Origin of the sequence: Streptococcus ratti FA-1 = DSM 20564 (assembly GCF_000286075.1) — a bacterium.
GTDB classification, from domain to species: domain Bacteria; phylum Bacillota; class Bacilli; order Lactobacillales; family Streptococcaceae; genus Streptococcus; species Streptococcus ratti.
Genome location: NZ_AJTZ01000005.1, coordinates 384343 through 405329, shown reverse-complemented (window position 1 = coordinate 405329; position 20987 = coordinate 384343). Strand labels below are relative to the sequence as shown.

General features: G+C 38.2%; 15 protein-coding genes. 3 read left to right on the top strand and 12 right to left on the bottom strand.

Going from position 1 to position 20987, the window contains the following annotated elements:
- Positions 1-22: 22 nt before the first annotated feature.
- The 5 genes from secY2 to SRA_RS03955 all read right to left on the bottom strand — a co-directional run bounded on the left by secY2 (position 23) and on the right by SRA_RS03955 (position 5139).
- Positions 23-1243, bottom strand: a complete 1221-nt coding sequence (gene secY2 / locus SRA_RS03970) for an accessory Sec system protein translocase subunit SecY2 (protein ID WP_162129580.1) — start codon at positions 1241-1243, stop codon at positions 23-25.
- A 10-nt stretch (positions 1244-1253) separates the two neighbouring features.
- Positions 1254-2258, bottom strand: coding sequence for a sugar transferase (locus tag SRA_RS03965; protein ID WP_037610260.1), 1005 nt, complete (start codon positions 2256-2258; stop codon positions 1254-1256).
- 33 nt (positions 2259-2291) lie between these two features.
- Positions 2292-2453 (bottom strand): hypothetical protein, encoded by a 162-nt coding sequence (locus SRA_RS10170; protein ID WP_003087909.1) that lies wholly within the window; start codon positions 2451-2453, stop codon positions 2292-2294.
- 76 nt (positions 2454-2529) lie between these two features.
- A complete protein-coding gene (gene thiI / locus SRA_RS03960; RefSeq protein WP_003087907.1) occupies positions 2530-3747 on the bottom strand; it encodes a tRNA uracil 4-sulfurtransferase ThiI in 1218 nt (405 codons plus the stop codon).
- 249 nt (positions 3748-3996) lie between these two features.
- Positions 3997-5139, bottom strand: coding sequence for a cysteine desulfurase family protein (locus SRA_RS03955; protein WP_003087906.1), 1143 nt, complete (start codon positions 5137-5139; stop codon positions 3997-3999).
- Between the two features lie 128 nt (positions 5140-5267).
- On the opposite strand from SRA_RS03955, the gene SRA_RS03950 reads away from it, so the two are divergent.
- Together SRA_RS03950 and SRA_RS03945 are read left to right on the top strand one after the other, a co-directional pair.
- Positions 5268-5738 (top strand): DUF6556 family protein, encoded by a 471-nt coding sequence (locus tag SRA_RS03950; RefSeq protein WP_003087904.1) that lies wholly within the window; start codon positions 5268-5270, stop codon positions 5736-5738.
- 122 nt (positions 5739-5860) lie between these two features.
- Positions 5861-7114, top strand: coding sequence for a bifunctional folylpolyglutamate synthase/dihydrofolate synthase (locus SRA_RS03945; protein WP_003087902.1), 1254 nt, complete (start codon positions 5861-5863; stop codon positions 7112-7114).
- 65 nt (positions 7115-7179) lie between these two features.
- Here the strand turns inward: SRA_RS03945 and gorA are convergent, their stop codons facing one another.
- Both gorA and SRA_RS03935 read right to left on the bottom strand, forming a co-directional pair.
- Entirely contained in the window at positions 7180-8532 is a 1353-nt protein-coding gene (gorA, locus tag SRA_RS03940) for a glutathione-disulfide reductase (protein ID WP_003087900.1), read from the bottom strand.
- 282 nt (positions 8533-8814) lie between these two features.
- Positions 8815-10458 carry a GBS Bsp-like repeat-containing protein gene (locus tag SRA_RS03935; protein ID WP_003087899.1) on the bottom strand — a complete coding sequence of 548 codons (1644 nt, stop codon included), beginning with the start codon at positions 10456-10458 and terminating at the stop codon, positions 8815-8817.
- A 332-nt stretch (positions 10459-10790) separates the two neighbouring features.
- Between SRA_RS03935 and SRA_RS03930 the strand changes: the two genes are divergently transcribed.
- Entirely contained in the window at positions 10791-12716 is a 1926-nt protein-coding gene (locus SRA_RS03930) for an RICIN domain-containing protein (RefSeq protein WP_003087897.1), read from the top strand.
- Between the two features lie 172 nt (positions 12717-12888).
- Here SRA_RS03930 and SRA_RS03925 read toward each other — a convergent pair whose 3' ends face one another.
- From SRA_RS03925 to SRA_RS03905, 5 genes are read right to left on the bottom strand one after another with little or no spacing between them, the layout of a single operon-like run.
- Positions 12889-13842, bottom strand: coding sequence for a glycosyltransferase family 2 protein (locus SRA_RS03925; protein WP_003087896.1), 954 nt, complete (start codon positions 13840-13842; stop codon positions 12889-12891).
- On the bottom strand, positions 13842-15365 hold the full coding sequence (locus tag SRA_RS03920; protein ID WP_003087894.1) for a glycosyltransferase-like membrane protein: 1524 nt from the start codon (positions 15363-15365) through the stop codon (positions 13842-13844). Before SRA_RS03920 ends, SRA_RS03925 begins: the two co-directional genes overlap by 1 nt.
- Positions 15358-17841, bottom strand: coding sequence for an LTA synthase family protein (locus SRA_RS03915; protein ID WP_003087892.1), 2484 nt, complete (start codon positions 17839-17841; stop codon positions 15358-15360). The genes SRA_RS03920 and SRA_RS03915 overlap by 8 nt, the downstream gene beginning before the upstream one ends.
- Complete coding sequence (locus SRA_RS03910) at positions 17838-19589, bottom strand: rhamnan synthesis F family protein (protein ID WP_003087891.1); 1752 nt, start codon at positions 19587-19589, stop codon at positions 17838-17840. The genes SRA_RS03915 and SRA_RS03910 overlap by 4 nt, the downstream gene beginning before the upstream one ends.
- Entirely contained in the window at positions 19586-20980 is a 1395-nt protein-coding gene (locus SRA_RS03905; protein WP_003087889.1) for a glycosyltransferase family 2 protein, read from the bottom strand. Before SRA_RS03905 ends, SRA_RS03910 begins: the two co-directional genes overlap by 4 nt.
- Positions 20981-20987: the final 7 nt, after the last annotated feature.

Below are 20987 nucleotides of genomic sequence, written 5' to 3'. Positions count from 1 at the left end.
CGTTTCTCCTCACTGGTTTATATCATTCAAATAAAGAAGTATACTGCTTTTGCAGCTGAATCGTTCTGATTTCTTCCCTAATAATCCAGATCATTGCAGAACTCATCATCAATACTCCTGTCAAGGGAGCTACTTTTGCTAAATCAGTGTTTCCAAGAGCAACAAATAAAGGAAAAGCAACAATCGCTGAAATAATGAAGCCGCTGAAAACTGACAAAACAATAATCACCCGCTTCAGATACTCCTTTGTATCTTTTCCCGGTCTGATATTGGGAATATAGTCTCCTGATTTTCTAAAATTTTCAACCGTCTTAGTTAAATCAATATTAACAAAAGAAAAAATCAGCGTTAAAGCAAAAATAATTCCCATATAAATCAGTATTCCTGCTAAACTTGAGGTACTAAAATAAGACTGCCATTTGCTCAACTGGTTATTGTGCGGATAAAGATATTGCAGCAGCAATAAGATATACTGAGGCAGCAGCAAAAATGAGATGGCATACATCATCTGCATTCCCCCAGCTGAATTAACCTTGATAGGCAGGTAAGTCTCGGTAATCAGACTGCTATTGATAGAGACTCTTTTTAAGGGGATTCTGTACTCTGCATGCTCAAAAATCATATAAATATAAATCGCCGCTAAAGACCATAGGACAATCCCTACAGTCAGCCATCTATTGCTGGGACTAAAGATAGCTGTATAAGAAGACAAGATAGCATTTAACTGAGTATTCAGCATGCTGACTAACACAATAACCGTGGGGCCTCCGATACCAAAATAGGTATTCATATTTCCCAGCCAGCTCAAAACAAAAGCACCTGCAACCAAGACCAGCATCGTTTCTAACACTAATAGCAGCTGATTGGCAGAACTGTGAAAATCAACATTCACAATGATACTGAGTGATTGGATAATAGCAATAATCAGCATCAAAGCATTGCGCTTAATCGTATCGGTTTTAGGAGAGCTGACCTTCTTTCTGCCGAGATTAGCCACGCGCAGTAAAATTAGGGTATACATCCATGGACCAAGACCCAGTGAAAATAAGCTTACTCTAGATAGATCTCCACCCAAAACACTGGCAGAGAGACCTAAAAATGTATTATCTTTAAGTAAATAATCCGAAATAGAAACATTCGGTATAGGAATATGGCGCCCTATCATCACAACAAGTACCAGCCACGCCGATACCATGAGTTTCCGAGTCAAAGGACGCCTTACTATTTTTTTAAGGAATATCACGAGCATCTCCTTAATCTGTCGTCAAAAGAGAATGAACGGTATCAATCAGTAATTTCCTAGTGTAATCACCTCTGATGAGCAATTCTCTGTATTCCCATACATTGTTCAGCAAGAAACGGTAATGATCTTCTGAAATGATAGAAACCAAATCGTTAGCTTCCTGAAGATTCTCAACGACAAATCCTAGATTATTTTTTTCGATGATAGAAGCGTTGGAGAGTGTTTTAGGAACAATTACCGGTATACCTGCTGCCAGATAGGTGCTTAATTTGTATGAAATATTCAGCTCATAATAGTTGCCGTCGCCACCCTGCGGCCAAACTAAACCAAAGCCGCCGTTTTGGGAAAGACTGTTTAACAAATCTATGCTGTAGCGCCAGCCTTCTGATTTAATGTTTAAGTCAGGATTATCAATCCTCTTATCTGAAAACAATCTTAAATTAGTCTCGTATTTCCAGTCATACAGGAAAGGAAAACGATCAGGAGAACCAGCAAAATTAATAAGCCGTTCAAACTTAGGACTATCCAGCCTTAAATCTGTCGGATGATCCCACATATGCTGAATAATAACTTTTTCAACGGTCAGACCGTAACCTCGCAGAGTATCCAGCATTTTTTGAGAAGGGACTATGAGCAAATCTGCCAAATTGTACATCTCAATTGTTTGATCCATCAAATAGAAATTATTGGTAAACATCAAAGGAATCACATCATGAATGAAAACAGCCAATTTGATGTTTGAATAGATTTTTAAGCGGCGGATATAAGCCAAATCATACTCAGTACCATTCCAAGTCGGCGACTGAATGATAACAATATCGTCACTTCCAACAGCGGCATTCATCCCGTCAAATCGGGAGAAGACTGCTTCTTTGTTGGATAAATCAGGACAGAAATTATAAATACCAATTTCTTTAAATCCCAGACTATTAGCAATTTCCGTTACCATATTTTGAGACATCAGCGCTACACTTTGCGGAGACTGGCCATATAAATTTGTAATGTGTATTCTCATCTCTTTGCTGACCTTTCAAAAAACACCCCTTACTTAAAAAAGCGTTTTAAGTAAAATAAAGATTAAAGCGATAACAATCGGAGCGGCTGCAATCACTGCCATATAATTCTTTTTCGGCACCTTTTCTTCTGAAGGAATTTTCAAACGTTCCTTTTCTAAACGTTTAGAAATGCTTTCTTTTAATGGATTTTCCATAATTGATACCCAATATTGTTTCTGAATTTAATGAGCTAAATCTTTTAATAATATTATACAGATTTATTAAGTTTTTTTACAATAAATTTTCAATTAGATGTTCAACTTCATCAGTCTCATGCATTTGTGGGCTTATTTCCGTGACCTTAATACCAGCCACAGCCCGTGCAACCAGACCCTCAACATCTAATCTAGCTTCATACTGCTCTACATTTTTAATTTTTGGATTGGTTTTTGGCCGATCAGGTGCAAAAATCGTACAGCAGTCTTCAAAAGGCTGAATAGAAATATTAAAAGTATCAATCTTCTCAGCAATGTCAATAATTTCCAACTTATCCATGGTAACGACCGGTCGTATAACAGGTGTTGTCGTGACAGCGTTGATGGCCTGCATAGACTCTAGGGTTTGGCTGGCAACCTGACCCAGACTTTCACCATTAATAATCACTAGACCGCCGCGTTCCTCTCGAATGCGGTCTGTAATCCGCATCATAAAGCGCCGGGTCAGGGTCATGAGATAAGCTTCCGGTGCTTTTGCCTTGATTTCTTCTTGAATTTCAGTAAAAGGAACCTCAATAAATTGAATATTACCGCCAAATTTCGTTAATTTGCGCGTCAGATCCTGTGCCTTCTTTAAAGCACCGGGACTGGTATAAGGCGGGCTGGCAAAGTGAACAGCCTCAATATCAACACCGCGCTTCAAAGCAAGATAGCCAGCAACGGGTGAATCAATTCCACCTGACAGCATGAGCATGCCCTTGCCAGCTGTTCCTACCGGGAGCCCTCCTGCTCCCTTAATATTTTCATAAGAAAGATAGGCTGCTTCTTCACGAATCTCCACTTTCAAATTGACATCTGGATTTTTCATCTGTGCTTGTATCTGCGGTAAAGCCTCAAATACAGCACTGCCCAATACTTGGTTAAGCTCGCGGCTGTCAAGCTCAAAATGATGATCGCTGCGCTTGCTCGAAATTTTAAAGGTCAGACCATCCTGATAAAGATCCGTCATAATATCTTGAACGGCTTTTTCCAAAACAGGAACACTTTTTTCAACTTTATAAGATGGCGAAAAGGCCTGAATACCAAAAATCTGTTTGAGTGATTCAGCCACCGCAAGATAGTCTGTTCCATTTAAATAGATATGGGCACGGTCTCGATCCGCTGTCACCTTGACGTCCGGATAAGCAGACAAGACATGTTTAATATTTCGTTTTAATTGATTAATGAAGCGCATCCGGTTTTTGCCCTTGGTGGACAGCTCTCCGTAGCGTACCATAATTTCTGAATACTGCATAATATAAAAATACAAAGCCCCTCAAAACAATGAAAATCTAAGAAAATCGCTGCAGCAAAATTTTAGTTTTGCTACACTGCTGTTTAAATTTCCGAGTTTTGGGGCTGTTTTTCAGTCCTTTCTAAAAATATGTATGTAGGAAAACCAAGAAAGCAGCGATCAGTATGGCTCACAGAATTCTTCACTGCTTATCTAAGGCCTCTAACCTATATTCTTTTTTTTAGCTTTGCGTGGTGTGAAACAAGAGTTTTACCTGACTTTTCTTGTTTGTTGGTAAATATGCTTAAAAGTCGTTAAAAATTGTTCAGCCTGGCTCATGTCATTATCATCATCAAGACTGATTCGAACTGCAGTCTGAGCCAATTTTGCAGGAATTCCCATGGCAATCAGCGTACCGGCAGGCTTGCCCGCTTTAGATGAGCAGGCACTGGTTGTTGATATATAAATATCATGTTTTTCAAAAGCGTGCACCAGCACTTCACCGCGGACGCCCTTAATACCAAAAGTCAAAATGTTTGGCGCAAAATGATCCATCCCTGAAAAAAGAGTAACATCCTCATAGACAGACAGGCTGCCTGCCAGAGTTTCTTTGATAGACTGAAGCTTCTGCTGTGCTGCTGCTTCTTTATCAAGTACCATTCTTAGAGCCTTGGCAGTCGCTGCAATGCCAGCCACGTTTTCAGTTGTACTTCTAAGTCCTGCTTCCTGACCCCCGCCATTTAAAAGAGGTGAAATGCGCTTGCCTGCTTTTTTATAAATAAAGCCAACGCCTCGCACCGAGTGAAACTTATGACCGGAAAAAGTCGCAAAATCAACACGGTCAGTCAGATAAGTTTCCCTTGCAACCTTACCAACAGCCTGAACAGCATCAACGTGAAAGGAAATTGTCGGCTTATCAGACAAGAGCTCAGAAATAGCCTCAATCGGCTGAACAGAACCGATTTCATTGTTAACAGCCATAACAGAGACCAGCGTTGTCTCAGGTCTGATTAAGTCAGCTAGAGCTTTTACATCAACAAATCCCCTGGCATCAACAGGAGCAAAATCAACTGCGAATCCCTGATCTTGCAGCCATTTGGCGGATTCCTTAACAGCTGGGTGTTCAATATCAGAAACGATAATGTGTTTCCCATAGTGTTTTTTCTCAAAAGCTACACCTTTAATGACCCAATTATCTCCTTCTGTTCCGCCGGAAGTGAAAAAAATCTCCTTCTCAGACTTATCCAAAAGAGCTGCAATCTGCTGTCTGGAAGCTTGTAAAATCCTCGTTGCCTGACTGCCCAACCGGTGTAAACTCGAGGGGTTGCCAAAAACCTTAGCTGCTGCTTCCTCATAGGTCTTGATTGCCTCTGGATAAGGAAGAGTTGTAGCTGAATTATCAAAATAAATCATCTTATCACCTTTTTTAATACAGTAGCTACATTATATCATATTTCCCTATACATCTTTAGAAAATAAGAGTTACTTTTTTATGGCTTTTTTAGGGAAAAAGCGTATAATATTATAAAAAAGGAGGAAACATGGCAAATAATTATTCTCGTCGTCAACAACCTAATAAAAAACCTAAAGGACAAAATCGCAGACGTCCGACTGAGCATATCAAGACAGGCTTTTCAGCCCTGCAAAAGACCGTTGCTATTACTGCTGGGATCTTAGGGATTATTACAGCTTTGATTACTATCAATAATTACCGCAATGGCAACAGCAATAAAAAAGACACTACTTCTAAAACCACCATTATCAAAGAAAAAGAAGTAGATAATTCAGATGCAAGTAACAACAGCAATGCTAATAATGCTCAGGTTGGCGATTCTGCTGACAGTAATACTGCGGGCAACAGCAACAATTCTGCTAATCAAAATCAAACGGCAACAACAGTCGCAGACGACAGTGACAGCAACGCTGCTAATCAAAACCAAGCAGACAGTCAAACGTCAGCAGCCAATAATCAGCAAAATAATGCAGACAGTGCTGCTGATGCTGCTCAATAATTCTCAAAGGGTTGGAACAACATTTTCCAGCCTTTCTTTTGTTCAAAATCTTTCAGAATCATGCTTTATAAGACAGAGATAATGCTATAATAAAATAGATTAAAACTGCCAAAGGATGCCTTATGAACTATCAGCAAACACTTGAATGGATCCACTCTTTCAAAGCCAATGGGCGCAGACCTAATTTAAAACGGATGACCTTTCTTCTTGAAAACAGCGGCAATCCTCAGCAAAATCTAGCAGCCGTCCATATCGTTGGCACCAACGGTAAGGGCTCCACAGCTAGTTTTCTCCAGCATCTATTGACTGAAGCCGGCTATCAAACAGGCACCTTTACCTCTCCTTTCATCACTCGTTTTAATGAACGTTTAGCCATCAATGGACAGCCCATTTCTGATGACAAACTCAGCTGCTTAGCGGCAACAGTAAAGCCTGCTGTTGAGAAGCTGCAAAACACTACTTCACTTGGCAGGCCAACTGAGTTTGAAGTTATAACGTTTATGATGTTTGTCTATTTCGGACAGGTTAATCCAGTTGATATAGCTATTATTGAAGCCGGTATTGGAGGATTGCATGACTCCACTAATGTTTTCAAAGCTTTGGCTCTTGTCTGTCCATCTATCAGCAGAGATCATACAGAAACGCTGGGAAACAGCCTGACAGAAATTGCCAGACAGAAACTAGGCGCTCTGGATAAAGGAGTTCCTCTCATATTTGGACCTATGACAGATGAGATCAGACCTATTTTCTATCAAACTGCTCAGCAGATGCAAAGTATTCCTTACGAATTTGAACAGGATTTTTCCATTTTAGAAAAAGACAGAACATTTGATTTCACCAGTCCAATGGCAAATATTACCGATATTCATTTGAAAATGCTGGGCCGCCATCAAAAAATTAATGCCAGCCTAGCTATCATGACCAGCCTCATTCTCTCTTCAAAGTTCCCCAAAATCACTCCCTCTGTCATAAAAAGCGGAATCCAGTCAGCTCTATGGCCGGGACGGGGAGAGTTAATTGCAGACAACCTGCTGCTTGACGGAGCTCACAATGAAGACAGTATTAGAAAACTTAGCCAATTGCTCAAAGATGAATTTCCGGACAAAACGATCCATATCCTCTTTGCCGGTCTAAAAAGAAAACCTTTAGAAAATATGCTAAAACATCTTGCTTCCTTTGATATTACCCTAACTACTTTCTCTTTCTATGAGGCAGCGCAGCTGGAGAGTTACCCTGAGCGCTACCCTAAAACAAAGGACTACCGTTCTTGGCTGAAAAGAGCTGAGCAGTCCGAGGATCTCTTTGTCGTGACGGGCTCCCTTTACTTCATCTCTGAAATCAGAAATTATCTACTTAAAAAAACAAGGATCAGCTGAGCCTTGTTCAGATTGAAGACAAAGCTCTTAGAATTCAGTTTCTAAGGGCTTTTTGCTATTTTTCCTTATCGCATAGTGACAAATTCTTCAGCTCCTGTCGGATGAATGGCCACAGTATTGTCAAAATCAGCCTTGGTAGCTCCCATTTTAATCGCGACAGCAAATCCTTGAATCATCTCATCCACACCGTAACCGATGCCGTGAAGACCTACAACTTTTTCATCTGGTCCAACAGTTATCAGTTTCATTTTACAAGCTTGACGATGGCTGGTAATCGCTGTGTACATGGAAGTGAACGTTGACCGATAAACGGTCACTTCCTGCTCACCGTATTTGGCCAGAGCAGCTTCCTCTGACAAACCGACCGAACCAATAACAGGGTGGCTGAAAATAACTGTTGCCACATTGCTGTAATCTAACTTTTCCTCAGGTTTATTGTTAAACAGACGCTCTGATAGACGGCGGCCTGCTGCCACTGCAACAGGCGTCAATTCCAACTTACCATTAACATCTCCCACTGCATAGAGCCCTTTAACATTGGTATTTTCGAATTCATCCGTCGCAATGAAACCTTTATCGTTTAAGGCGAGGCCAGTCACTTCTAGATTAAAGCCTTTTGTGTTAGCCGCACGGCCAATTGCCCAAATCAGAGCATCAACCGTATACTCTTCCCCATTTTCCAAAACCAAGGTCAAACTATCATCAGCATTCTTTATGACTTCCTTCGGTACAGAAAAAGTATGCAATTCGGGGCCATCTTCTTTCATACTGTCAACCAGTGTCTCAACAATCTCCTCATCAAATTTTCGAAGGGGACGGTCGTAGCGAACAAAAAGATGTGTCTGACTGCCCAAAGCATGCAAGACACCGGCTAATTCAACCGCAATATAGCCAGCACCAATCACAGCAGTCCGTTTAGGGACGGTATCTAATTCAAAGAAGCCATCCGAAGTCATGCCGTATTCGCTGCCCGGAATATCAGGAATAAGAGCGTGTCCGCCTGTCGCAATTAAAATGTGCGGTGCCGTATAAAGCTCACCGCCTGCTTCGACCGTATGACTGTCCACAAAAGTAGCATAGTCATACACACGATCAACACCATTACTGTCAAAACCACGTTCATAAGAGCCATGAATACGATCAATATAAGCCTGACGATTCTTCTTTAACACCTCAAAATCAAAAGTTTTTTCTGCTATATCAAAGCCATAGTCAGCCGCATAGGTATTTATCGTTTCCGCGACCTGTGCACCGTACCACATGACCTTTTTAGGCACACAGCCAACATTAACACAGGTTCCGCCAATTTCTTTGGCTTCAAAAAGAACAACCTTAGCACCGTGCATAGCGGCACGGTTAGCAGATGCGATTCCGCCGGAACCGCCGCCAATAACAATATAATCATATTGTTTTGTCATACAAACAACTCCTTGATTTCATAATAGATTTACTGTACCACAAAAAAAATCGGCTGACAATTTTTTGCTACAGAAAACGGCAAGCTTACTTTTGAGCTGTGATGAACCTGCTATGAACTGATACTGCATTCAGATGAAGCGCCCTGCCTTCCCAAAGGCTATGTTTTTTTGTGCTCTCAAAAGACTAACGGCCTTTGAGAGTTTTAACTGTTTTGCCGATTCAAATAAACATCCTTTTTGCGGAATCTGTTTTTAGACAGTATTGCTTTTTTCCTATCAGTCTTAGTCCGGATAAATGTAGGTGAGACGTCCCCAGTAAGAAGCAGTCGGATCAAACCAGCCGCGAAAATTCTCAATATACTGCTGATTTTGATAATTAGCTTCCTTAACTTGAATGCGATTATTATTTTCTACCTGCGTCACATAGGCGACATGTCCATAGCCTCCGTCATCCCAGCAGGCAATGGCACCTACCCGTGCCTCATTTCCTGTCCTGAAACCCTTAGCACGCGCATTAGCAGCCCATTGGCCGCCATTGCCCAGCCAATTAGGTGCCCAAGGTGCTAATTCTTTTACTCCCCAGGTACATTGACCGATCGGATAGGTATTGGTCTCGCTGATGTAAGCCATAATTTTCGGTGCAGGAGTTTCAAGAGATGAGGGTTTAAGCGCATTGAGCTGTTGATTGGGCAATATATGGCCTGTTGATGTCCCATCTGTATAATGAATATAAGCATGAACATTATAGCTGCCGCTTTTATTGCCATGCTTTTGCACATCAGCAGTAATGGAAGCCTGCCCGTTTGATAACTTACTTGATTCATACCAATACAGATTAGCCTGATCCGTATCCGACCAAACAGCAAGGCTGATTGATTTGATCATCTTAGAATCGTCCGTTTCAGCTGCACTGACATCAAAGGTGCCCTCTTTCAGATTATAATGATGAACAGCTAGTTGAGGTTCCTCATAAGCCGCTATCTTTTCAACATTAAAAGCAGACGATTCTAAACCTTCCAGCTTCCACTCTCTTAAGGGACCGCTCCCATACAGATGAAGCTGATAAGTTCCCAAATCAAAGTAATGCTTTTTCAAAGTGATTTTCGCCTTAAAAGTACCATCTGCTTCTTTTTTTGCCTGATACCATTGAATATCATCCTGACCGCTCTGCTCACTCCAGACAGGAACATAAATAGAGGTCATGTAAGGAGGAACATTACTGATAACAGCTTCATAACTTGTATCCTTTATTTTATTAATCTGACAGCTGACATTGGGTCTAGGCAGCTGTAAGGTCTGAGCAGCGACAGGCTGCATTTCCCCGTCTTTCTTTAAATACGTGTGGATATGATAAGTGCCGTAACCCTTGTGACTGTCATAATCAGCTAAAGCATTCCCCGCAGCATCGGCCTCATACCACTTAAGATCGTCTTGGCCATTTTCGTCGGACCAAACCGCTGAAACCAGCTTCCCTTGCCCGCTTGGTTTTAATTTAGAAAATATCTCAATACCATTTTGTGCCAGCCCCAGCTGAGGCTCCGCCAATGAAATCTTTTGCTTTCCCAAATTGATACCCTGTTTGCTGCCATCAGTATAGGTCACATAGGCATGAACAGCATAATTTCCAGCTTTACTTGCATGGTTGACAGGATTAAAATGAACTATTAAAGAATCATTCCCAGTATTATGAGCCGAATACCACTGCATATCATCCTGTCCTCCTTCTTCCGACCAGATAGCCACTCTTAAATCTTTGATAGTTTTTCCGCCTTCTGGATCTAGGGCATTTACATCAAAAACACCTGAAAATTTACTGTAATTGCTGATGAACAGATTGGCGCTACCTGAATCCGCTTTAACATTTTGTGAACAGGCTAAAATACCTAACAGACAGGTACTAAAAAGTATTGATTTGACTTTTTTCAATAAAAATCTCCTTTCCCTTTTTATCTCACTTCTATATTCGAAAATGAAGAAATAAAATTTAGAAAAAGAACTATTTTTCAGAAGTATTTTACTTTTTTCTAAAATCATAAGATAAAACCAGTTTTTAGTAAAATTTAGCTAGTTTTTAGCAATATTGAGCTAGATATTTATCTTAAAATGTTTTATAATAAGGTTGATTAAATATTAGGTGAATAAACCAATAACTCTAAATAATTTAATATAATTTTTTTCATGAACTTTACCATCACTGCTGTCTTTTCGAATTATTAATTATCCGAAATATAATATAAAAATATAAGGAGGTTAATCTTATGAAAAGTAGAAAGAAGATGCTTAAGCATAAGATCAAAAAAGAGACCAATTTCAATAAATTGGCCTTAGCAGGATTTGCTGCAGTAGCTATGGGAATAGCTGCCTCGTCCGCTGCTATAACTGCCTATGCAGATGATGAAACAGGTTTACCGCCAACACCTTTGACTACTGAAGCAGAAGTAACTTCAACGGAGACAATTAATGAAGAAACTGTAACAGAAAAAACAACGGAATCCAGTAATAACGTCTCTACTTCTGAAGTTCCACTTCCCTCTACAGTAATTAATAATACTTCAAGTGATGGTGAAACAACCTCAGCAGACAATGTTACTTCACAAAATGATAGTCCAAACATAGTCTCAGATCAAACTAACCAGAAACAAATTGATGAACAACCTACTGTAACAAAAGAAAGAGATACTCTAAAAGAACAAACTGCAGTTTCTGATAAAACTACGCTTCCTCAAAAAAATACTTCTGGGAGCATCTCAGATAACAAAAGCTTTAATAAGCAAACACCACTACCCCAAACAAGCAGCAGCAAAACAGTTAAGATATCGGGTAAAACCACTGTTAGTGCTTATTACAACCGTGATTACAGCAATGGAGGGTGTGTTTTATGGTGTAATCACCGAGTAAAAGACCTCTTAGGGATTACACTCCCATCTACAGGAACTTCTCCAAGCGGAGTAGCCGGTGCCTCAAACTGGTGGTATACCCTCAATTATCCTAAGGGAAGCGAACCTGCTAAGTATGCTCTTGCAATTTGGCGCTACACAACAGTATCTGGATATGAAAATTATGGCCATGCAGCCTTCGTTGAAAACGTCAATGGAAACACTGTTGCCATCTCTCAAGGGGGAGTCTATGGAGCATCTTGGAATGGATATACAGGCGTATCTTACGGAAATTACTCTAAATCACAAGTGCCTAATATAGCACGAACTTTCTTAGGTTATGTTTATTTAAAGGGAACACCGGTACCAAATGTTAAACGTTACAATGTTGACCAGCTGTCTGCTTCAGTGGGGCAAACCATTTCAAACGGTGACTATCACATCGTCTTAGCAGCAAATCCAAATTATGGAATAGATGTGGCTGGTGCTGCTTCTGCTAACGGTACTAATATTCAAATTTATAAAAATGCTTCAGATCCTTCACAAATATTTACCGTTTCTTATTTAGGCAATGGATATTATAAGCTGATTCATAAACACACGAAAAAATCTATTGATGTTGCAAGCGCTTCTCGCGACATTAAGACGAATGTGCAATTATGGGATTATAATGGTTCTGCAGCTCAACAATGGATTTTAAAACAAAATGGACCAAATAATACTTTTGAAATTATTTCCCGCAGAAGCGGTTTAAGTTTGGATGTTAGTGGCGGAAAGGTAGCTAATGGCGTTAATATTCAAATGTACGAGCCCAATGGAGCCAATGCTCAAAAATTTAGATTCATAGCAGTAGATTCAGATGCTAAAAGAACATTGCCTGATGGTGTTTACCACATTGTCTCTGCAGTAAATGAAAAAATGGGACTAGATGTTGCTGCAGCTGGAACAGCTGATAATACAAATGTTCAAATTTATCCTAATCTATCAGATTCTAATCAAACTTTTACAGTAAAATATTTAAATAACGGCTACTATTCTATAACGGCCAAAAAATCTGGAAAAGCTTTAGATGCCGTTGGCAATGGCAGCTACAATGGAACTAATGTGGTTATCTATAGTCCTAATAAGTCTGAAGCACAGCAGTGGATTATCAAAGAAAGTTCTAAAAAAGGATTTTTTGAAATTGTATCCAAACATAAAAACATGCTGCTAGATGTCGCAGGCGGATCTGCAAAAGCAGGAACTAATGTACAGCTCTACGTGCGAAACGGCACTTTGGCACAAAAATGGAAATTTATACCTGCATAATAAATAAAAAACTGCCACTCCTTTAATGTGTGAATACATTCAAAGGAATAGCAGTTTTTTAATTCACAAAAAATTCCATGTGACATCATAAAAAGCCTAAATAGCTTCTCATAATGTCACATGGAGCATAAAATTCAACACAATTTAGCTAAAAAATTGATACATTTAAACATCATTCTTCAGTTCTATCACTGATAATATATTTCGGTCTGCCTTTAACTTCCAAATATATTTTCCCAACATATTCTCCGATAATCCCAGTACAAATTAACTGTACTCCACAAAAGAAAGAGATCAGTGTAGCATTGCTTGCCCAGCCCGAAACCGTTTTATGAGTAAAATAAGCTATAAATATCCATATAATAATCAAAAAACTTATGACAGAGACAAATATTCCCAAAAAAGTAACAAACCTTATTGGTTTTACACTCAAACTAGTAATCCCTTCAAAAGCTAAATTTAACATTTTGCTAATAGGGTATTTGCTTTTTCCGGCCAGTCGTTCAAATCTTTTATAGTAAACAGAAGTACTCTTAAAACCTACAAGCGGAAACATCCCACGTAAAAAGAGGTTGACTTCTTTAAAATTAGCAAATTCTTTTAAGACTCTGGAAGAAACTAAACGGTAGTCAGCATGATTATAGATATTTTCAACTCCCATAAACTCCATCATTTTATAAAATGATTGGGCAGTCGTACGCTTAAAGAAAGTATCTGTTTCTCTGTCGTTTCTAACACCATAAACAATTTCAGAACCTTTTTCATATTCTGCAATCATTTTATCCATAGCATTAATATCATCTTGACCATCACAATCAATTGAGATAGTAATATCTGCTCTATCTTTGCTTTCCATCAAACCAGCATAAACAGCATTTTGATGTCCTCTGTTTCTACTTTGTCTTATTCCGATAATTTGTGGATAATCAGCAGCAAAATTCATGATTTTTTCCCATGTTGAATCTTTGCTACCATCATCAACAAATAAGATTTTACTATCATGATGAACTCTGTTTGTTTCAATTAAATCATTTAACTTCTTTAAAAACTCAGGAACGGTTATAGGTAATACTTCTTCTTCATTGTAACAAGGAATAACTATAAATAAAATAGGATTTTTTTTCATCAAGATATCTCCTTTATCCTGTTCTGAATTTTCTCATATAGATGATACCAACCAATTGAAGACATGGTAACAATAGCAGGTAAAAACTGAATTAAATATCGGGTTCTTCCGCCTTCAAAAATCATTAAAAATATTAATCCCCCAAACAATGCTATCTGCATCCAAAGTTGGTATGAGTTTTTGGCACTAAAGAAAAATGCACTGAGAAGAAGACCAAATGAGATAATTATCCAAACAATTTGCATAAATAGATTATAAAAGAAATAATTTTCTCCTTCTACATAAACGTAGGTCCTTACCAAGGAAGCAAATTTTGTATCTTGAATTTTTTTTAGCCACGGAACCTTCAGTCTTTGATTTTCGTTTAAAACCCTCTCTTGATACCAACCAAACATGCCCTCACCGGTAATCCAATAATACTTATAGAACAGATGCCCTACAAAAGTATTAAATTTATATTGATGAAGTCTAGTTTTAATTTCAGCAAGTGCTAATTTATTTCTAGACATTCCTTCTGATTCTCTTACTTTTTCAGAAATATCAGAATGAACATTGCCTGAATATGTCAGCCCTAAATCAACAAAATATAGCAGTGTGCGACTCTGTTTAGGTTCGTAATTGACAGCTTTTTGATGCTTAATGATATAGGACATCCCTCGATTGACAAAAACAAATAAAACAAGTCCGATTAATAGTAATTTTGCACCTTTTATAACAGAACGCCGCCCAGTATCTGAAAGTAAGTTATTTAGCAAAACAAGAGCTCCGGCAATGATAAAAATCATAACTGTGGGTCTAAATCCGTAAGCAAAGGCTAGAATAATACCTGATAAAGCCGGCAGCCAGAAATTTCTTTTTGAAAACTTAATATATACTACAGTATATAAAAACAAACTTAGTAAAAATAAAGTAACGGAATCAGAATAGGTGTAAATATGCTGCGGAGATAATCCAATAATCAGCGTTAATATCATAAAAGAGACATTTGCAATAGCTTCATTAAAAACTTTCTTATGAATACGATAATTAAGCAATATTGAAAAATCAATAAAAAGAATATTCCAACAAGCTAAAGCAAAAATTACATTTCTTCTAAACAAGAAGTAATTAAGTTTCATCCAAACCACTAGCAAAAAATTATTGGGATAGGTAGATATGTAATCACTTTTAGAGGCAAAATCAGCATCTGTAGCAATTTTGTACACGATTGTTGTATCTGCCGAAGCAAGTCCCAAACTAGTTAATAGTATAACAAGCTGAAAAATAAACATAGCAGCAAAAACATAAATTTTATTAGTGACCAAAAAATGAGTTGCTTTTTTTACTATCTTTATAAAAGAATCTTTAAACCAAAATGCTAAAAAAAGGAGAATGACAAAGATAACAAGTGATTTAGCAATAGATCCTTTTAAATTTACATAATCAATATTGATATACTGAAATAAAAAATAAATAGAAAAATAAAACCAAAAGAAAGCCAGTATAAAGAAAATAGTGTTTCCAAATTTTAATAACTTAGTCATTGTTTTTTCCTATCTTAAAAAAGTCTTTATGTTTTAAGATGTACCCTTTCCCCAAAGTTATATCATATTGAATCAATTTCAAATCCTCTGCTATTTTTTTTTGATTTTTATTAAGTTTCTTCTTATCAACACTAGCATTATCTAGAACTTCTGTCAAGAGTGCATAATAAGGCGATACCCTCGAATTCGTCTGTTTAAGTAATTCGGCAGTGAAATCACTTGAATTTACCAACGGATAGTTCATCTTTGGGGTTTCAAAATTGCTCCAAATGAAGTAATCAGTTTGGTATTTACTCTCGGCATTAGAACTAAAAGCACTGTCTGGATAAAAACCTGGAAGGTGATCCCCATAAAAAACGACGGTAACTTTCTTATTAATTTTTGATAACTTATCCAGAAAGGCTTTAGTTGAGTTATCTGTGTGAGTCAAAAGCCTTGCATAATTTGATAAATTATTATTTTCCCCATCCGTAAACCCTTTGCCAGAACCAGAAACATCAGCAGGATCTGACACTGACCATGGTACATGATTCTGCATTGTTATGGCTGAAAAGAATTGATTCTGTGTGGTATCTAAACGTTGAAGAATATTATTATAGAGCGTTTCATCACTAACACTGACACCTGTAAATTTTTTATTTGAAAACTTATCTTTTGAATCAGTCGTAAAGACTAAATCACTAAATCCAAGATTTTTATAAATATTTTTTCTGCCATAATTATTGGCTCCTGAAGGATGAAGCACTAATCTATTTTTCGATTTAAATTGACTACTGAGTGAAGGGAATATTGACATTTCTGGAGCAACTTCAGTATATAAAACTGAAACAGAAGATGAAAAATTATAAAACGGCAAACCGGTTAAGGCCTGAAATTCCATATTAGCTGTGCCTCCGCCATAGCCGTCTGACTTCATCAAACCGCTTGTAGTAGTTTGCTTAATTTGTTTGATGTTAGGAATAACTTCCCGCGACAGTGTTACTCCATCTACTCTGTTGGGGTCAGAGAAACTTTCACTTAAGAGATAAATAACTGTTTGATCAGAAATGTTCTCTTTTCGACTTTGATTTATTTTCTTAGCCAATTTAGTGTATTTTTTTGATACCTCATTCATCTTCTCTTGGCTATAATCATTAGGAGTATCCATGATTGATTTAGTCAGTTGTTTAGTCCAGACATACATCAATGATTTATAGCGTGCACTGGTTGAAAAGCCCATCCAATTAATATCATACCAGTTATTGACTTTAGAAATAATAGGTATTCCATTTACAATTTTAGCATCTCTCTCATTTCGAAAAACAGTAAAAACCGATACTGACAAAAAAGCAAGAGCTGTTAATAATACGAATCTGATTCTTTTACGATTGATAATCCTTCCTGGAAAAATTCTTTTTCTTAAAAATAGATAGATTAATACAGCTAACAAAAGAGATAAGACTGTATAGACAACCAACTTTATATTCACAAAGCTGACTAATAAATCAACCTGCTGCAACCAAACGAAATCAGTAATTAATAAAGGCTCACTGCGCATACCTTCTTTAACAGCATTTACAACTGAAATCACAATACCAGATGAGACAATTATGATAGTTGATATTAAATACCTATTAATCAAGCAGTATACAAAAAGATAAACGACCAATAAAAGGCAAATCTGATAGAGTGTAGCCCCAGGAAAAACGTACTTTCCCAGCAGTATCGCATCATCTTCCACTCCCAGTTGCAAAGTATAATTAAATATAACTGCTAGTAAAGCGCTGGTTGTAAAAGCTAAAGATAAGCTCGGCTGATTCTGGATAATATCTTTTCCCGCCTGAAAGGCTGTGTAAGATATTAAAATAAGACCTATCAAGGAAAGTACCAAAGCTATGATAACATTATGCAGGTAGTCATTAAATTGATTGGTTTTAATTGAATTTATAAAACCTTCACGCAGGATACTGATGTAATGCCCATCATTAACAGCAACAGAGGCAAGCAAGCCTGCAAGCAAAAGATTGGAGGTCTGACAGTCCTTGAGTAATTCACCTCTAAGACGTTTGGGTTTCAGGTAGTCAAACAGAGCCTTTATCAAAAAGGCAGAAATAACCAGCGGGATCAGTATAGGTAAAAAATCAACCTGCCAAAAACCGTTGCCTTCTAAATCCCATAATTTAAACTTTTCATTATTAAGGTTTCGGGTAATCAGCAAAAAATAAGCAACAATCAAATAAATGATATAGCCCAGACTTAGCTTTCCCACAAATTTCCAAGATATGTTGCGGACTAAATCAAAAGCAATGATGGCAAGTGAAATTACAAAGATAAACGGCATAAAACCAAGATGGCTCAGAATGTTTTTGCCTGCTTGTCCCAAATCACTGAGGATGCTGTTATTAAGTGTCAAAAAATTAATGCCAAAGATGGAAAGAAGTAAAAGTGAACTATAGCCTATCTTTACCCAATTAATATTTTTTAGATTGTTTTTCATGATTTTATCTTTTGCAGAGAGCGTTTGATAATATATTTGACTGCTCTGGCAGGTCCGATAAAAATATATTTAAAGGCTCCCTTTATTCCTCCCATATGGTCAAAATCAACAAAGGTATGAGGTGCTGAGTTTCCTCGCTCATTTAACAGTTTGTTGTCTATAAACGGTGTCAGATTAACAGGATTCTTAGAAATTCTAAAATCATAATGCTCATTCCAAGCGATATAGATTAACAGCCGTTCAATGGCATGTAAAATTGAATTTTGCGGCAGAGGTTCTAAAGGCACATCTTTATCGGTCAAATCTAAGTCAAAAAGCGGCTTTAAGGCGCTGTATTTGAACCAGACAAAGGTACCGTAGCTCATGACAAAGGTTTGAAAAGTTTCAAAATCAATGGACTTGCTCATTCCCATCTTTTGCCATAAGTCATTCATCTCCGGTGCAATTAAATGCTCGTTCCAAGCGTTAACAATCTTATTATAGCGAAAGAAAGTAGGGATATCTGCAATGACTAAACCAATTTTGGGATTGCGAACAAACTCTGAAAGAATGGTATCCGCCGGTTTAACCAGCATGCTAATCAGTTCCTTGCGCCAAGACTCACCTGCCCAAAAGTCGGCTTCCTTGGATTTTTTGGTATGAAAATGACCGACATAATCATACTGGGACAGCTCTGCTTTTAATTTTAACATGGGCAGTACATCGCGGCCGATATTGCCTGTTACAAAGACCTGCGCCTGATTGTTATGCTGATGCAAAATATCCAGAATTTCTTCTTTTTTACTTTCACAGTCTGTCGTTATAAACAGATCATAAGCAAAATGAAAATGTGTGAAACTGCTTAAAAATTCTTCCAGCAAATCCACATAAAAAACATGAAGATGGACGGCAATCTTTTGATTGCTCAAGTCAACCGTCGGCTTTCTTTTGATATACTTATGACCTAACAAATAGCTGAAATCAGGATAATTAATTTCTGACATGTGAGACACAATAAGGTCAATCGGATAGGATGAGCGGCTTTCAATATCGTTCAAAAGATAAGGTGTTATAGACTGGTTGGCATCAATTGCCTTAACTTTAATGAAGGGAACCTTGTGGTTTAAAATGGCTGTCGGGTGATAGTAGGAGAAATCTGCATGCAAGAGCTGGCTGGCATCTTCTTCTCGCGTGTCAAAAACCACACCGTATCTGAATCCGGCATCCAAAAGGACAGTTGTCATCTGTGTTTCATAGTGAGCAATAACCTCTTGAACATCTTGATACTCCCCTACATTTTCCCAGAAGTTCATGAAAGCACTGCTGTTTATAACTGGCTTTTGGAAAGAAATAAAATAACTTTGAATATGCTCACGAAAGGCTTTGGTGGCACGGTTATTAGTTAGTCCCCAGAAATCCACAGCCTGATCAGCTTCAAATTTCTGATAGATTGGCGCCATATCCCAAAGCGGACCAAAGCAGGTGTCGTTCATAGTAGTAATGGAATCATAGGTTTTTAGTTCATCAAAACCAATAAAAACCATACCATCGTGCCAAGCGGCAAAATCAAAACCAGAATTTTGACGCTGGATAAAATGATCCATCAGCTGCTCTTTTCTCAGCTTATCAAAATCGGCTGAGGCAAGCTCGCTGTTTGAGATAAAAACAATTTTAGAAAACAGCGATCTTAGCTGCGTCAGCTGATAGATGACATGTGAACTAAGGCGATTATATTTATTAAAATGGACATACAAAAGCAGACGCTTCATTTCTTTCTCCTGAATAGATTGATAATTTTTGTCGGAATAGTCCAGCGGCGAGAATGAACAACCGCATTGTAACGATTGGTCATTTCATTGAGCTGCTGGCGGTACTGATCCCTTTCAGAGGCAGTCTTTTGGTACTGATGCTTATAGGACAGAACTTCTTTTAATTCCGCTCTTGCCGCCGCTAAGTCTTCTGCTAAACTATTAGCAACGAAGTCAGGCTGATTGGGTCTGTCAGCATTGAACCATTCATAGGTCAGCTGAAAGTCTCTGCCTGCTTGCTGAGGAATCTCATAGATAATCTGAGGATCAGGAGCGACAAAATAGTAAGCTTCGTCAACCACCTTAGCATTGGTCCAAGCCGGCAGCAATTCCGTATCAGATTGGGTATTGATCAAAGAAACCTTGCGATAGTAACTTGGAATTTCAGACAGATCAATGCGGATTTTTTGCACATCTTCTGCAAAGCTCAGCTGAAGACTGCCTGAATGCTCCAAGGGAAAATGCAGACAGTCTTCTTCTGAAAAAGGCTGTTCGCTGCCGCGATCCAAGTAAATGGTAATCTGCTGATTGTCCCAGCTGTTCTCACCCGTCTGAGCCAGGGCTTTTTCAAATTCATTGTGCTGAGGCAGTAAAAATTCTAAAATCTTTTTGTAGTCACTGTCAGGGTACTTCGCAATATACTCCAGCTGCGTGGCCAAAAGTTTGTCAAAGCGTTCCCTTATCTTTGTGGAATCCTTTGTTCGGGAATCAGATTCGGAATCCATTCGATAAACGGTTGTTGAGTCTTCCAAGAAAGCCAGCTTTGTCCTGCGGAATAATTCCAGCTGAATATTGAAAGTATCATCAACAGCATCACTGTTAATCTGACTGTTTACCTCTAACATCAGCTCGGTTTCCACAAGCCAGGTTGAAGCCATAGTCATGCCTTTTAAGGCCAGCATTTTTTCATAAGAATCCATAAAAGGAATAATGCCATTTTTCAGTACGTCTTTTTGAGTAACTTCCCCCTTAGAATTCACCATATCAAAGTCCGTGTTAGACCATTTAGATTCTGGAGATGTTTCTAAAAGTTCGACCTGTTTTTGGAGTTTAAGCTTATCTGTCCAGTAATCGTCGCCATCGCATCTGGCAATATACTGACCCTTAGCCTCTTTGCAAATATCAAGCCAGGTTCTCGTTATGCCTTTGTTGGTCTCATTAAAGAACAGCCTAATTTTATCGGGATAGCGCTCACCATACTGCCGCATAATTTCCGCTGAATGATCGCTTGAAGCATCATCTACGACAATAATCTCAAATGGAAAATCTGTCTGCTGGGCCAAAAAGCTTTCAATAGCTTCTGCGATCCAATCTCCCTTATTAAAATTAGTACAAATAATGGAAACCTTCATACTTCTT